Raw genomic sequence first — 14,844 nt, forward strand, 5'->3', positions numbered from 1 at the left:
CACGTCAATATGTCAGACGAGCAGAACAGGTTCCCGCCCGATCAGGCGCGCCAATTGGCGTAACCGGCTGAACACGCGATCGCCGCCGAGATCGCCAAGCGGCGCGCGCATGCGCAGCACCAAGCGCCCCGCGCTATCCACCGTCATCGGGGCGCGCGACAACACGCCCGGCATCGATGCCGAGATCTGATACGCGACACGCATCGCTGCGCCGAGAACGCGCGCGCGATCGAGCATGCGCGTCGACGTCAGTTCGCGCAGGCCGGACGACAACTCGTCGTCGACAAGCCCCTGATGACGGAAATAAACCGCCAGCGCGAGATAAGCGCGGCCCGGATGATCGACGCCGAGTAAACCCGCGTGCGCTATAATATTCAGCGCCTGCTCGCCGCGATAATCCGGATGCGCGCGCCATCCGATGTCGGCAACGAGACATGCGGCGTGACGCAAGCGCGTTTCCTCGGCCGTCTCGTCAAGACCGGACGATGCCATGAACTTGTCGGTCCATTTGATGAGCTCATGCGCATGCGCGGGCGCGCGCGAACGCAGAATGTTGAGTTCCTGCGCGGCCGCAATCAGCGGGTCCTTCTGTTGCTCGCGCTTACTCAAGAGATCGAACAGCAAGCCCTCGCGCACACCGAGCGCCGAGAACACGACGTTGCGCGGCTTGGCGACCTTCACGACGTGCTCGAGCACCAGCGCGCCATAAGCCAGCAGCGGACGACGTGCGTCAGACACGACTTCGATCTGCGACAGCATCTCGATATTGACGCGATGGATGAGCCGCGAGAACTCGAACACTTCGCGCGCCGGGATCGAATAGTAATGCGTAACATGCAGCGGATATCCGCGCTGCCACATGTGCAGCCGCGCGAGCGAACGCCACGTCCCGCCGACCGCGTAGAAGTCGCGCCCTGCCCCTTGCCGCAACATCGCGGCGCCACCGAGCGCGGTCTCGACGATTTTCTCGGCCTTCTTCAACGAACGTCCTGAAGAGTCCTGTAGCGCGAGTCCGCCGAGCGGCAGCGTCGTCCCGCGCGAGAAGCGATCTTTCTTGACGTCGACCAGCTCGAGAGATCCGCCGCCGAGATCGCCCGCAATGCCGTCCGGCAAATGAATGCCGGAAATGATGCCGTACGCCGAACATTCGGCTTCCCGTTTGCCCGAGAACACATCGACGCGCGCGCGGCAGATTCGCTCGGCTTCCTCGATGAACGCCGCGCCGTTCTTCGCCTCGCGACACGCAGCAGTCGCCAGCACCCAAAGGCGTTTGACTTCCAGGACATCGCACAGCGCGCGATAGCGCTTTAGCGCGCCGAGCGCCTTCTGCACCGCGTCCTTGGCAAGCAAGCCGGTCGATTGAACTTCGCGGCCAAGGCCGCAGAGCGCTTTTTCGTTGAAAATAGGCGCTGGGTTGCGCGTCAGCGCCTCGTAGACAACGAGACGCACCGAGTTCGAGCCGATGTCGATGACGGCGATCGGCGGGCCGACATCCAGCCGGCCCGCTGCAGCGTTCTTAGCTACGCTGACGGCGGAGGAGACTGCGCGGCGAGGATTCTTTGAGCGATTTACCACGGCCCGACAAACTCGGATTGGTCATGAAGTATTTATGCGCATTGAACGGCTCGTCGCCGTCGGGGGCCTTTATGCGCACAGAAGTGCCATCCGGCAAGACCGTGTAGCTCTGTTCGTTGTCGAGAAGGTTCGCGACCATGATCTGATCGAGCACCTGCTGATGCACGGTCGGGTTGGTAATCGGGCACAAAGCTTCGACGCGGCGCTCCAGATTGCGCGGCATCATGTCTGCCGACGAGATATAGAGCGCGGCTTTCGAGTGCGGCAAACCATGACCACCGCCGAATGCATAGATTCGGCCGTGTTCGAGGAACCGCCCGATGATCGACTTCACGCGGATGCGCTCGGACAGACCAGCGACACCTGGACGCAGGCAGCAGATGCCGCGCACAACGAGATCAATTTCGACACCCGCATTCGACGCAGCATAAAGCGCCTCGATCACGTCGGAATCGACGAGCGAGTTCATCTTCATCCAGATCGCGGCCGGCTTGCCGGCTTTCGCATGCTCGGCTTCCTGAGCGATATGCTCGAGGATGCGCGGCTTGAGGCTGATCGGCGAGACCGCCATGCGCTCGAGTTCCGCCGGCTCGGCATAACCCGTGATGTAGTTGAAGATGCGCGCAACGTCACGGCCCGTCGTCGGATCGGCGGTGAAATACGAAAGGTCCGTATAGATGCGCGCCGTCACCGGATGATAGTTGCCGGTGCCGACATGGCAGTACGACACCAGCGACTTGCCTTCGCGGCGCACGACGAGCGACAGCTTCGCGTGCGTCTTGAGTTCGATGAACCCGAACACGACCTGCACGCCCGCGCGCTCCAAATCACGCGCCCAGCGGATATTCGCTTCTTCGTCGAAACGCGCTTTCAGCTCGACCAGCGCCGTAACGGACTTGCCGTTTTCGGCGGCTTCTGCCAGCGCCTTCACGATCGGCGAATTCTTCGACGTGCGATACAGCGTCTGCTTGATCGCGAGCACGTTCGGGTCGCGCGCCGCCTGATTGAGGTACTGCACGACAACGTCGAACGACTCGTAAGGATGATGGACGATCAGATCCTTCTCGCGGATCGCCGCGAAGCAATCGCCGGCGTGGTCGCGGATGCGCTCCGGGAAACGCGGATTATACGGCGTGAATTCGAGATCTGGCCGATCGACGCTGGAGAGCTGCGACAGTTCGTTCAGCGCCAAGACGCCGTCGACAAGGAACACTTCTTCCTCATCGCAATCGAGTTCCTGCGTAACGAATTTGCGCAACGCGCTCGGCATCGCGGCATCGAACTCGATGCGGATCACAGAGCCGCGGCGGCGCTGCTTCAGCGCCGTCTCGAAGAACTGCATCAAGTCTTCGGCTTCTTCTTCAAGCTCCACGTCCGAGTCGCGGATGACGCGGAAGGTGCCCTGCCCGCGTACGATGTAGCCCGGGAAAAGTTTGCCGATGAACAGCGAAGTCGCGTGTTCGAGCGTGATCAGCCGAACGCCGCCGGTTTCCGTCGGATCGGGCAAACGGATGAAACGGTCGAACTTCACCGGAATGCGGATCAGCGCATTCATGAACTTGCCGTCCTTCTGGCGGACGAGCTGCAGCGCCAGCGAAAAGCCGAGATTCGGAATGAACGGGAACGGATGCGCCGGATCGATCGCGAGCGGCGTCAACACCGGGAAGATGTGATGCAGGAAGTAGTCTTCCAGCCACGTCTTCTCCTTCTTGCTCACATCCGGCGGATCGACCAGCACGATCCCAGCCGTGACGAGTTCAGCGCGCAGTTCGAGCCAGCGGGTTTGTTGATCCTTCGCCAGCGCCGCAACCGTCTCGGCGATCTTGCCGAGTTGCTCGGCGGGGCTGAGCCCATCCGGGCTTTTGGTCGTGATGCCTTCGCGCATCTGCCCTTTGAGGCCGGCGACGCGCACCATGAAGAATTCATCAAGGTTGTTGGCGGAAATCGATAGGAAGCGCACGCGCTCGAGCAGCGGGTGCGAGGCGTTCATTGCCTCTTCGAGCACGCGGCGATTGAAGTGAAGCCAGGACAACTCGCGGTTGACGAAGCGCGGCTCATCCGCCGCCGGTTCCGGCACAGGCGCTACGGCAGCCACCTCCGGAACAAATTCTTCTTTCAGTTCAACCGCTTCAGCGCGCTGTGCCATCATTTACCTCTGGCCGGGACCATGCCTCCGGCGCATGACGATAACATGACAAGCCGGCGAAGAGTTTCCCTGCAAAACCCGGAAACACGCTAGCAAATCGGGCTTGAGGTCAGGTTACTCTCAGCGATCGCGGGCAGCCGGAAACCGGCCGCCCGCCATGATCTTAACCTTCGCGCTTCATCCGCTCGCGGCGCTTGAGCTCGAGTTCGGTCGGCTCGTCGAGCGCGAACGTACCGCCCGCGACATCCTCGATGTTCCCACCTCGCGCTTCGCCGCCGCGGGTGTATTGCATCACGACAACGCCGACCGGCGTATCGTGTGCCTTGGTCAGCTTGAACGCATGCGGCCGCGCGCCGTCGCTGAACAACTTCTTCCCGCCGCCCAGCGTGACCGGGTAGGTCAGCAGGCGCAGCTCATCGACCAGATCGGCCGCGAGCAATGTCTGGATGAGATCGCTCGACCCCTGAACCAACAGCACAGGGCCATCTTCGGCCTTCAGCTTGGCGACATCCTTCGCGGCATCCTTCAGCGCGACCGAATTCTCCCACGTCAGATCGACGCCTTTGCGCGACGCGACATACTTCGTGCACTTGTTGAATGCCGGCGCGATCGTCTCTTCCGTCATGAACGGCCAATGCGCCGCGAAGATTTCGTACGTCTTGCGGCCGAGCAGCAGATCGAACGGATTCCCGAGCAGCTCGCTCATCGACCCGCCGATCTCGTCGTCCCAATACGGCACCGTCCAGCCGCCGAATTTGAAGCCGCCCGTCGGATCTTCTTCCGGCCCACCCGGCGCCTGCATCACGCCATCGAGGCTCACGAAGGCACCGACAATCACTTTCCGCATTACATAACTCATCGTTTGGTGCCCCAAGGACGCACGAGGCACCACAAATCCGACACCCGATTTCGAAAATTAGTAGCCCGGATGAGCGAAGCGCGAAGCGCCGAGCGACATCCGGGGCGCGGCGCTCCGAGCAACGATGGCCCCGGATGTCGTTCGGGCTGCGCGCCGATGCGCGCTGCCTCACTCATCCGGGCTACAGTCCCGGACGGATCGCTATCCCTACAGCACCTCAACCACCCGCTCGGCCGGGCGGCCGAGCCGCACGCCCTTCGGCCCTTCCACAATCGGCCGCTCGATCAGGATAGGGTACTCGACCATCTTGGCGATGATGTCAGCATCCTTCCACGTTGGGTCGGCAAGCTTAAGGTCCGCATACGCGGCCTCCTTCTTCCGCAGCAATTCCCGCGGCTTGATCCCCATCGCCTTGATCAGCGAGGTTAGCTTCGTCCGCGACGGCGGCGCTTTGAGATATTCGACGATCTTTGGCTCGACGCCGCGCTCGCGCAGCAACGCCAGCGCATTGCGCGACGTCGAGCATTTCGGGTTGTGATAAATCGTCACGCTCATCAAGATCCTCACGTCGGATGCGAAGCACTGGCGCTGAGTTCCGCCCAGTCCAATTCCTCTTCGAGAATATGATACGCGTCGTCGCCGATCGTGCCGCCACGTCGCAAGGCAACAATGCGGTCCCGCGCCGCCGCCACGGCGCGCAAACGCAACGGTCCCGCCGGCAAGGCGCGCGCTTCGCCATTTTCCGAGCCGGCCTCACAAAGCTCCACGGCCGCTGCGTATTCCTTGCGCAAGAGCTTCGCGTTCAATGATCCATCATCCTCGACCGCATCATGTGCCGCACGATACGCAGCGATACGCGCTTGACGCACTTCACGGCCGACCGGATCGTCATCGCGCAGCCCCATCCATCTAATCAGCGGCTTCAGCGTCAGCCCTTGGACAACGAGCGTTCCGAGCACGACGACAAAGGCAGAGAGCAAGATCAGATCGCGATACGGAAATGGGTCGCCGCCGGGCAGCTTCTCGGGAATCGCGAACGCAGCCGCCAGCGTGACGATGCCGCGCATGCCTGCCCACGAGATGACGATACCGCCCTCACGCGTCGGCGGCGCCATGCCGTGGCGCGAGCGGAAACCACGCTTGGCAATGCGCGCGCGGATCACCGTGTTGTAACTCATCACCCAGGCAAACCGTGCGAGGATCGTCACGGCAAGCACCGCAAGCGCGATCGTCAGATACTCCCATCGCGAGTCCCCGAGGCGCTCCCAGATCGGCCGTAGCTGCAGTCCGATCAGCACGAACGCGAACGCATTGAGGATGAAGACGACCGTCTCCCAGACCGCGAAAATCGGCACGCGCATGCGCGCCGGCATTTTCCCGCTGCTGCGCTGCGCGATCGTCATCGCATAAACGACAATCGTGAGAATGCCCGATAACCCGACCTCTTCGGCCGCGATCCAAACGCCGAAAGTAATCGAAAATTGGCAGATGATCGCCGTCGGCATATCGGTGATGAGATCGGCGAAGCGCATGAACAGCCGCGCCAGAAAGTGGCCCGCGAGACAGCTGCCGATCACGACGAACAAGAACATCGGCGCGATCGACGACGCCGAGACACTCCCCGCCGTCGCCGCGATGATCGCGAGGCGATAAACGAGCAGCGCGGTCGCATCGTTCAGCAGGCTCTCGCCTTCGAGAATTTTCAAGATTCGATGTGGCAGGTTCACCTGTCGCACCACCGCCGTTGCGGCGGCAGCATCCGGCGGCGCGACGATCGCGCCGAGCGCAATCGCAACCGCCCACGACATATCCGGCACCATGTAACGCGCCGTCAGCGCCACCGCGATCGTCGTCGTCCCAACCGCCGCGATGACGAGACCGCCGACCGGCAGCCAATTGTCTCGCAGATCGCGCAGCGACGTATCGTAGGCCGCATCGACCAGCACAGGCGCGACGAAGAGCGTCAACGCGAGATGCGGATCGAGCGTCCAAGTCGGCGCATGCGGCACGAAAGCGAGGCAAACGCCGCCGATAGCGAGGAACGTCGGATACGGCGCACCGACGCGCCGCGCCAGCGCGGCGAGCAACGCCGCGCCGAGCAACAGCGCGATGATCCACTGAAGCGTTTCCACGAGCCCAAGCCTTCGCTGAAACCAAGCCTCAACCAACAAAATAGCTTAATCGAACATCTGCAATTGCTCGGCACGAAAAACGTCTGCCGCAAGCGCGCGCGTTATCGGCCGCCGCCGCCGTAACGCCTCGGCATCGAGCCGCGCCACGGCTTCCTTCGCGGCCGCGAGCGATCGCTCGATCCGCGTCAGCAAATAAGAAATAACCCCCTCATCGACCTGCAGCTGCCGGTCAGCGAAGAGCTTGACGAACACCGCCCGCAGCAGCGCGTCGTCCGGCGCGCCCAGTATGACTGTCGGCACGGCGCGCAACCGCGACATCAGATCGGGGATCGCGAGATCCCACAGCGTCGGCGGCTTCTCGGCCGTCAGCAGGATGAAGGCCTGCTCCTCGCGCACGAGATTGAGCAAATGGAAGAGCGCGCGTTCCTCGAACGTGCCCGCCGTCAAATCCTCGATAACCAACGCACCGGTCGCGAGTGCACCCGGGACCGTCCCCGATTGCAGCCCACGCCCCGACAAAAATCGCGCGCCGGAAAGCTCCGCCCAGATCGCCGCAAGATGGCTCTTGCCCGCTCCGCGCGGCCCCACCAGCGCGAGCACGGGCGCCGGCCAATCCGGCCACTTCTCGATCATCGACAACGCATCGGAATTACCGGAGCTGCCAAGGAAATCGTCACGCGCGTAGCTCTCCGCGTGACCGAGGTCGAGCGCGAGCTGGCGGGCCGGCAACATCAGTCGACACTCTCGGGCGCGCGCGTCGGCTTCATCGGCACGACCGGATTATCCTCGCCGCGATAATACGCGCTGGCGAGATAGCGTTTCAGCCCGAAGCGCGCGAGCACGCCGATCGCCGCCGCCAGCGGCACCGCGAGCAGCAGGCCGACGAAGCCGAACAGGTAGCCGAAGGCGAACAGCGCGAACATCAGCCAAACGGGATGCAGCCCAACGCTTTCGCCCACGAGCTTCGGCGCCAGGATGTAGCCTTCGATGAACTGCCCCACGAAGAAGATCACGATGACGACCACGATCCACTGCCACTCCGGCAGAAACTGCGCGACCGCGACGCAGATTGCGAGCAGCAAACCCGTCATCGACCCGATATACGGGATGAACGTGATGATGCCTGACACGAGGCCGATCAGCAGCCCGAAATTCAATCCGGTCAGAGACAACGACACCGCGTAGAACGATCCGAGCAATAGGCACACCGTCGCTTGCCCACGGACGAAACCCGCGATCGCGACATCGATCTGGCGCCCGAGCTCGCGCACCGTCTCGCGGTTTTCCAGCGGGATCCAACTATCGACGGCCGCGATCATCCGATCCCAATCGCACAGCAGATAGAACGCGACGACCGGCGTGATGACGATCAGTGAGACGACCGAGATCAGCGTTTGTCCGCCCGACCACAGCGATTTCAGGAAGGTGGACAGCCATCCGGCGCTCTGTTTGACAAGGTCGCCGAGCGACGCGTCAGGCGCTACGAAGTTCTCGCCGAGAACCTTGCGAAGCCACGGGCTCGACGGATCAGCCAACAAAGACTGGAGCTTCGAAACGTAACTCGGCAGATTTTCGATCAGCGCGCCGAGCTGACCGATTAAGATCGGCATGATCAGCAACAGCAGCACGATGAAACACATCACGAACACGAACATCGCAATCAGCGATGCGACTGTCCGTCCGATCCCGAGCCGCTCCAAGCGCGCCGCGAGTGGATTGAAGAGGTAAGCCAGCGCCATGCCGGCAACGAACGGCAGCAACACTTCCGCCGTCAGCCAAAGCGACAGCATCAAGAACGCAAGCGCGGCGAGCCAGAACGCGGTCTGGCGGCGCAGCACGATTGCGTCGTTCATCCGCGTGTTTTCAGCACTCAATGGTGCGCGACCCCGTTGCTCATATGATGAACCCATTCTCGCACATAGGCCGCGATCGAAAGCAAGGTCAAAACGGTGACCGCTGCCATCATTGCGGGCATCAGCCACCCGGCATTCAGCTTAAGGCCGAGCGAACCGAGCACCAAACCGGCGAAAAGGATCTGAGCAACCGTATTCATCTTCGAAACCATCAGCGGCCGGACCGGAACCGGCTTATTCATCACCCATGACAAAATCACGGCACCGACGATCATCAGGTCGCGCGACACCACCAGGATGACGATCCAGCGCGGCACCGCCTCCGTGATGCCGAGCGCCACGTAAATCGAGACGATGAGGACCTTATCCGCGAGCGGGTCGAGGTAGGCGCCGAGTTCCGTCTTCATGTTGAAGCGTTTGGCGAGGAACCCGTCCACCGCGTCGCTGACACCGGCGAGCAGGAACAACGCGAAGGCGATCAGCATTTCATGCGACGCGATCGCCCAGATAACCACCGGCACGGACAAAATCCGCGCCAGCGTGATGAGATTCGGCAAACTCACGACTAAAAACGTCCCCGGCAGACCCCAGACCGCAATAAACCTGTCCCCGGCCATTGCCAAGGCACGGCTTGCGATCTCGGCTCCCGCGAGGCATGTGAAAGCGTGGAAAACTTGAGTAGCTGGGGCGAAATCACCGCTCCGGCTGCTAGGAAAGATCGATGAAGCAGAAGAACGGCCTGACTTACGCGGATTCCGGCGTCGATATCGATGCCGGCAACCGCCTGGTGGACATGATCAAGCCCCTCGTCAAGGCGACCCGCCGGCCCGGCGCGGACGCCGAGATCGGCGGCTTTGGTGGCCTGTTCGACCTTAAAGGCGCGGGCTTCAAGGATCCGGTCCTCGTCGCGGCGACCGACGGCGTCGGCACCAAGATCAAGATCGCGATCGACACCGATCTGCACGACACGATCGGGATCGACCTCGTCGCGATGTCGGTCAACGATCTCGTCGTCCAGGGTGCCGAACCGCTCTTCTTCCTCGATTACTTCGCCTGCGGCGTGCTCGCGCCGGATGTCGCCGCGAAAGTCGTTGCGGGCGTCGCCAAGGGCTGCAAGGACGCGGGCTGTGCCCTGATCGGCGGAGAGACCGCCGAGATGCCGGGCCTCTACAAGGCCGGCGACTACGATCTTGCCGGCTTCGCGGTCGGCGCTGCCGAGCGCGGCACGCTGCTGCCGACCGACGTGAAGGCAGGCGATGCGCTGATCGGTATCGCGTCGAGCGGCGTTCACTCGAACGGCTTCTCGCTGGTCCGCAAGGTCGTCGAAGTCGCGGGTCTCAAGTGGAGCGATCCGGCCCCGTTCGAAAAATCGCGCTCGCTCGGCGAAGCCGTGCTCACGCCGACACGCATCTATGTGAAACAATTGCTCGCCGCGATCCGCGAGACCGGCGGCATCAAGGCGCTCGCCCACATCACGGGCGGCGGCTTCACGGACAACATCCCGCGCGTGCTTCCGGATGGTCTCGGCGTCAGCGTCGATCTCGATGACGTCAAACCGCTCCCGGTGTTCAAGTGGCTCGCGCAGGCCGGCGGCATCGCACCGCTCGAAATGCTGCGCACATTCAACTGCGGCGTCGGCATGATCGTCGTCGTCGATCCGGCGAAGCGTGACGACGTGCTGAAAGTGCTTCGGCGCGAAGGCGAAACCGCTTACGCGCTCGGCGAAGTCGTCGCGACCACAAGCGAAGAGCGCGTCGCCTATCGCGGCACGCTCGACCTGACGCTGTGATGCCGCGCAAGCGCGTCGCTATTCTCATCTCGGGCCGCGGCTCCAACATGTCCGCGCTGATCGATGCTGCGCGCGCGCCGAATTTTCCGGCCGAGATCGTCGTCGTCATCTCCAATCGCCCTGACGCAGCAGGTCTCGCCCGCGCTTCCGAGGCCGGCATCGCGACGAAGGTGATCGATCACAAGCCGTTCGGCAAAGACCGCGCGGCTTTCGAAGCCGTGCTGAAGAGCGAACTCGCCGCGCAGCGTGTCGATCTCATCTGCCTCGCCGGTTTCATGCGCCTCTTCACGCGGGAATTCGTCGAAGCGTGGGATGGCCGGATGCTCAACATCCACCCCTCCCTGCTGCCGTCGTTCCCCGGGCTGGATCCGCACGGCCAAGCGATCCGCGCCGGCGTCAAGCTGACCGGCGCGACCGTACACTTCGTCATTCCGGAAATGGATTCGGGGCCGATCATCGCGCAGCAGGCGGTGCCGGTCGAAGACGACGACACGAGCGATACGCTCGCGGCACGCGTTCTCGCGGCCGAGCATCAACTTTATCCGCAGGCGCTCAAGCTCGTCGCGGAAGATCGCGTGCGCATCGTCGACGGCTGCACGCGCGTCAGCTGAGCAGACAGCCACGACCGTCATGCCTGCCTGCTGGCGCTAACCTCACTCCGTCATCCTGAGGAGCATCGCGGTCGGCGAAGCCGACGCCGATGCGTCTCGAAGGACGACGGCCCCGAGTGGGCATGATTTGCATCGGCCGTCGTGGTTCGAGACGCGGCTTCCCCGCTCCTCACCATGACGGAGTGTGCACTGGTCATTCCACGCGCGCGTCAGCTAGCACAAACGCCAAAAACCCCGGCGGGATGCGCCGGGGTTTCGGTAAAGCCGAGCTGGTTAGCTGACCTTGAGGTTTTCTGCCGAGGACTTGCCGCGGTTGGTGACGAGTTCGTACTCAACCGTCTGGCCTTCCTTCAGGCTCGAAAGCCCTGCGCGCTCGACGGCCGAGATGTGCACGAACACGTCGCGATCACCGTTAGCCGGCTGAATGAAACCGTAACCCTTGGTCGGGTTAAACCATTTGACGGTGCCCTTTTGCATCGTCGTTCTCCTGAAGTCCGTGTCAATCTAGACGGTACCGAAGCCGCTTTGTTTTTGCCTCGCGAGCTTCGAGCCGCCACTGTCTTGCTTTGAGAGACGCGTCCAACCGGTAGTCTTCGAGCGCTCTTAAGTTCGATAGCGCGCGCGAGACAATACGAAAATCTTTCCATGCGCAAGAGTTTCTGCGGCTTTCACGCGCACGAAACTCGATTGCCGAAAAAATTAGCAAACGAAGAAACCATTTCGCGACGCAGCGTCTGCGCGAGTTCCCCGACTCTAGCGCTTTGCTTTATCGGCGGTTCTGCCTTCGCCGCAATCGCGTCAAGCTTTGCGGATCGCCACGCGATTGTCGTGGAATGCGGCACCACCGAACGGCGCGATCGCATCCGCGCCCGTGAGCGTGTTGATGCCTTTGCCGTCGACGAACGAGTCGTTCGGCCAGATCGATTCTGCGATCACGACGCCGCGACGTACGCCATCGAACAGAGTCGCGTGGATGCGAACTTCGCCGCGCGGATTGTTGAGGACGATCAGATCGCCCTCTGCAACAGCGAGATTCGCCGCATCCGCCGGATTGATCATCAGCATCGGCCGCTTCTCGCGCGCGATCGATGACGGCGTTTCGTTGAACGTCGTGTTGAGGAAGCTACGCGACGGCGATGTCGCCAAGCGAAACGGAAACTCCTCCGTCGCCTCTTCGATCACCGGCCAGTGATCCGGAAGCTTCGGCACGCTCGCATGCGGGCCGTGCAAGCCTGCGGAGCGATTGAACGGGACCGTCGGCCAATCCGGCTTGAAGCGGAATTTGCCGTCCGGATACGCAAAGCCCTTCGTGTAGTGCGCGGTGTCGAAGTCCGGCTGCGCGTCGACCCAGCGCTTCGCTTCGAGCTCCGCGAGCGAACCCCACTGCGAAATCTGCAGCGTCTCGTTGATGAGTTCGCGCGGCGACATCGTGAACCCACGGTGCTCCGCACCGAGACGTTTCGCCAGCGCGCAGATCACGTCGTGGTTCGAGCGGCATTCGCCCGGCGCATTGATGAGCTTCGGCCCGAGCAGAATGTTCTGCGCGCCGCCTGTCTGGTAGAGATCGTCGTGCTCGACGAACATCGTCGCCGGCAGAACGATGTCGGCGATGCGCGCGGTCTCTGTCATGAACTGCTCGTGCACGCAGACGAACAAATCGTCACGCGCAAAGCCGCGCCGCACCTTCGTCTGATCGGGCGCGACCGTCGCCGGGTTCGTGTTCTGGATCAGCATCGCGGTTACCGGCGGGCCGCCCATCAGCACGTCTTCTTCGCCGCACAGGATCGCGCCGATGCGCGACTGATCGAGTTGCCGCACAGATTGATCGATCGCGTCGTGGCCTTCGGTGAGCGACTTATCCCAGTGATAGATCGCGCCATTGTTATGAAACGCGCCGCCGCCCTCGAGCTTCCAAGCGCCCGTCACCGCCGCGATGCACGACGCCGCATGCATATTCACGGCGCCGTTGCGCTGGCGCGCGAAGCCGTAGCCAAGGCGGAAAAACGTGCGCTTGTTCTCGCCGACCAACTTCGCAAACGCCTCGATCGTCTCGACATCGCATCCGGTGATCTGCGACGCCCATTGCGGATCGCGCGATTTCACATGCGCGGCAAGCTCGTCTGGCGCATCCGTGAACTCGCGCAGGAACTCCCAGTCCGCGTGCCCGTCGCGGAACAGGCAATGCATCACCGCGCAAGCAAGCGCGCCGTCGGTGCCGGGGCGCACCAGCACGGGCAGATCGGCCGCCTGCATCGTGCCGTTCATGTAGATATCGACCGCGACGATCTTCGCGCCGCGCTCTTTGCGGGCGCGTGCCGCATGCGTCATTACGTTGACCTGCGTGTTGACCGGGTTCGTCCCCCAAATCACCACCACGTCCGACTTCGCCATCTCGCGCGGATCGGGTCCGGCCAACTTGCCGGTGCCGGCGATGAAACCGCTCCATGCCGGATTGACGCAGATCGTCGAGAAGAAGCGCGAATACTTCTTCGCGTGCGTGAGCCGATTGATGCCGTCGCGCATCACAAGGCCCATCGTGCCCGCGTAGTAATACGGCCAGACCGTCTCGGCGCCGTAGCGCGCTTCGGCGGCGAGAAACTTTTCTGCCACGATGTCGAGCGCATCGTCCCAGCTGATCGGCGCGTATTCGCCCGAACCCTTCGGCCCGACGCGCCGCAGCGGTTTCATCAGACGATCCGGATGATGTGCGCGCTCGGCGTAGCGTGCGACCTTCGCGCAGATGACGCCGGACGTGTAGGTCCCCTCGTCCGCGCCGCGCACGCGTCCGATCGTGTTGTCGTCGATGACGTCGATCTCGAGCGCGCAAGTCGACGGACAATCGTGCGGACACGCGGACGCTCCAATCCGGACGGGCTTCGCGAGTTTGCGCACGGTCTGGTTCATCTAACCTCCGACAAACAAAACGGCCGGCGTTTGAAACGCCGGCCGTATGTTAGCTGAGCTGCTCGGCTCGGAACAGCGATTACTACTTATGCGGAAACTTCTCGCCGGCCACCGGATCGGTGACGAGATGTTCGTCGGTCTTTTCGCCCTTCGAGCGCTTGAGCAGGAAGCCCAAGCCCACGACAAAGAGCGCACCGACGATGGCTGCCGGGTAGTGCAGCTTGTCGGACGTCGCCTGACCGATCCAATTGATGATCGCCGGGTCCTGCACCATGATTTCGCCTGCGATCCAGCCGAGCAACGCAGCACCGGCCCAGACCAAGATCGGGAAGCGCTCGAGAACGGCAGTCAGCAGCGCGGCACCCGCGACGATCAACGGCACCGAGACGATGAGGCCGAAGATGATCAGCGACCAGCTGCCCTTTGCGGCGGCTGCGATCGCGATGACGTTGTCGAGGCTCATGACGACGTCTGCGACTGCGATGATGCGCACCGCATTCCACATATTGTCGCCGGCCTTGACGTCGCCGTGCTCGTCGTCCGGCACGATCAACTTGACGGCGATCCACAGCAGCGCGATGCCGCCGACGAATTTCAGGAACGGAATGCCCATCAGCTGCGTGACGATGAGCGTGAAGATGATGCGCAGAGCAACAGCAGCGCCTGCGCCAAACAGCATGCCCCAGCGGCGTTGCTTCGGCTCGAGCGTGCGGCACGCCATCGCGATGACGACTGCGTTGTCGCCGGAGAGCAGAATGTTAATCCAGATGATTTGCAGAGCCGCCGCAATGAAGACGGGATCGGTCCAACTCATGTCTCTTCCCTGTAGCTTGTGGCGGCCTCTGTCTGAGTTTGTAACGCGCCTTTAAATGCCCCCGCGTACGCGGCATGCCACATCGACTCCTTAACGTCGCGCGCAGCGTTGGCGCAAGCAAAACCGGACATGCGTTTTCAAATTTGCGTCGGTCAGATCGA

General features: G+C 62.6%; 13 protein-coding genes. 2 read left to right on the plus strand and 11 right to left on the minus strand.

Annotated elements, in window-relative coordinates; all coding sequences use genetic code 11:
* Positions 1 to 12: 12 nt before the first annotated feature.
* From GJW30_RS17400 to GJW30_RS17435, 8 genes are all read right to left on the minus strand, one after another.
* Entirely contained in the window at positions 13 to 1,575 is a 1,563-nt protein-coding gene (locus GJW30_RS17400) for a Ppx/GppA phosphatase family protein (RefSeq protein WP_096357574.1), read from the minus strand.
* Positions 1,517 to 3,721, minus strand: coding sequence for an RNA degradosome polyphosphate kinase (locus tag GJW30_RS17405; RefSeq protein WP_096358896.1), 2,205 nt, complete (start codon positions 3,719 to 3,721; stop codon positions 1,517 to 1,519). Before GJW30_RS17405 ends, GJW30_RS17400 begins: the two co-directional genes overlap by 59 nt.
* A 163-nt stretch (positions 3,722 to 3,884) precedes the next feature.
* Positions 3,885 to 4,568, minus strand: a complete 684-nt coding sequence (locus GJW30_RS17410) for a dihydrofolate reductase family protein (RefSeq protein ID WP_096358897.1) — start codon at positions 4,566 to 4,568, stop codon at positions 3,885 to 3,887.
* A 219-nt stretch (positions 4,569 to 4,787) separates the two neighbouring features.
* Entirely contained in the window at positions 4,788 to 5,135 is a 348-nt protein-coding gene (arsC, locus tag GJW30_RS17415; protein ID WP_096357576.1) for an arsenate reductase (glutaredoxin), read from the minus strand.
* Between the two features lie 8 nt (positions 5,136 to 5,143).
* Positions 5,144 to 6,712: a cation:proton antiporter gene (locus GJW30_RS17420; protein ID WP_096357578.1), complete on the minus strand. Its 1,569-nt coding sequence runs from the start codon at positions 6,710 to 6,712 to the stop codon at positions 5,144 to 5,146.
* Between the two features lie 45 nt (positions 6,713 to 6,757).
* A complete protein-coding gene (locus GJW30_RS17425) occupies positions 6,758 to 7,444 on the minus strand; it encodes an HdaA/DnaA family protein (RefSeq protein WP_096357580.1) in 687 nt (228 codons plus the stop codon).
* Entirely contained in the window at positions 7,444 to 8,565 is a 1,122-nt protein-coding gene (locus tag GJW30_RS17430) for an AI-2E family transporter (RefSeq protein ID WP_208408016.1), read from the minus strand. The genes GJW30_RS17425 and GJW30_RS17430 overlap by 1 nt, the downstream gene beginning before the upstream one ends.
* A gap of 17 nt (positions 8,566 to 8,582) precedes the next feature.
* Entirely contained in the window at positions 8,583 to 9,128 is a 546-nt protein-coding gene (locus GJW30_RS17435; protein WP_096357582.1) for a CDP-alcohol phosphatidyltransferase family protein, read from the minus strand.
* A gap of 158 nt (positions 9,129 to 9,286) precedes the next feature.
* On the opposite strand from GJW30_RS17435, the gene purM reads away from it, so the two are divergent.
* Both purM and purN read left to right on the plus strand, forming a co-directional pair.
* Positions 9,287 to 10,354 carry a phosphoribosylformylglycinamidine cyclo-ligase gene (gene purM / locus GJW30_RS17440; RefSeq protein WP_096357584.1) on the plus strand — a complete coding sequence of 356 codons (1,068 nt, stop codon included), beginning with the start codon at positions 9,287 to 9,289 and terminating at the stop codon, positions 10,352 to 10,354.
* A complete protein-coding gene (gene purN / locus GJW30_RS17445; RefSeq protein ID WP_096357586.1) occupies positions 10,354 to 10,965 on the plus strand; it encodes a phosphoribosylglycinamide formyltransferase in 612 nt (203 codons plus the stop codon). Before purM ends, purN begins: the two co-directional genes overlap by 1 nt.
* A gap of 273 nt (positions 10,966 to 11,238) precedes the next feature.
* Here purN and GJW30_RS17450 read toward each other — a convergent pair whose 3' ends face one another.
* From GJW30_RS17450 to GJW30_RS17460, 3 genes are all read right to left on the minus strand, one after another.
* Positions 11,239 to 11,442: a cold-shock protein gene (locus GJW30_RS17450; RefSeq protein WP_096357588.1), complete on the minus strand. Its 204-nt coding sequence runs from the start codon at positions 11,440 to 11,442 to the stop codon at positions 11,239 to 11,241.
* A gap of 321 nt (positions 11,443 to 11,763) precedes the next feature.
* Entirely contained in the window at positions 11,764 to 13,869 is a 2,106-nt protein-coding gene (locus tag GJW30_RS17455; RefSeq protein ID WP_096357590.1) for a molybdopterin-containing oxidoreductase family protein, read from the minus strand.
* 82 nt (positions 13,870 to 13,951) lie between these two features.
* The gene (locus GJW30_RS17460; RefSeq protein ID WP_096357592.1) at positions 13,952 to 14,683 is read right to left on the minus strand and encodes a TerC family protein; all 732 of its coding nucleotides are present in this window, start codon (positions 14,681 to 14,683) and stop codon (positions 13,952 to 13,954) included.
* Positions 14,684 to 14,844: the final 161 nt, after the last annotated feature.

The sequence above is a fragment of the Variibacter gotjawalensis genome, from assembly GCF_002355335.1.
Classification (GTDB): Bacteria; Pseudomonadota; Alphaproteobacteria; order Rhizobiales; family Xanthobacteraceae; genus Variibacter; species Variibacter gotjawalensis.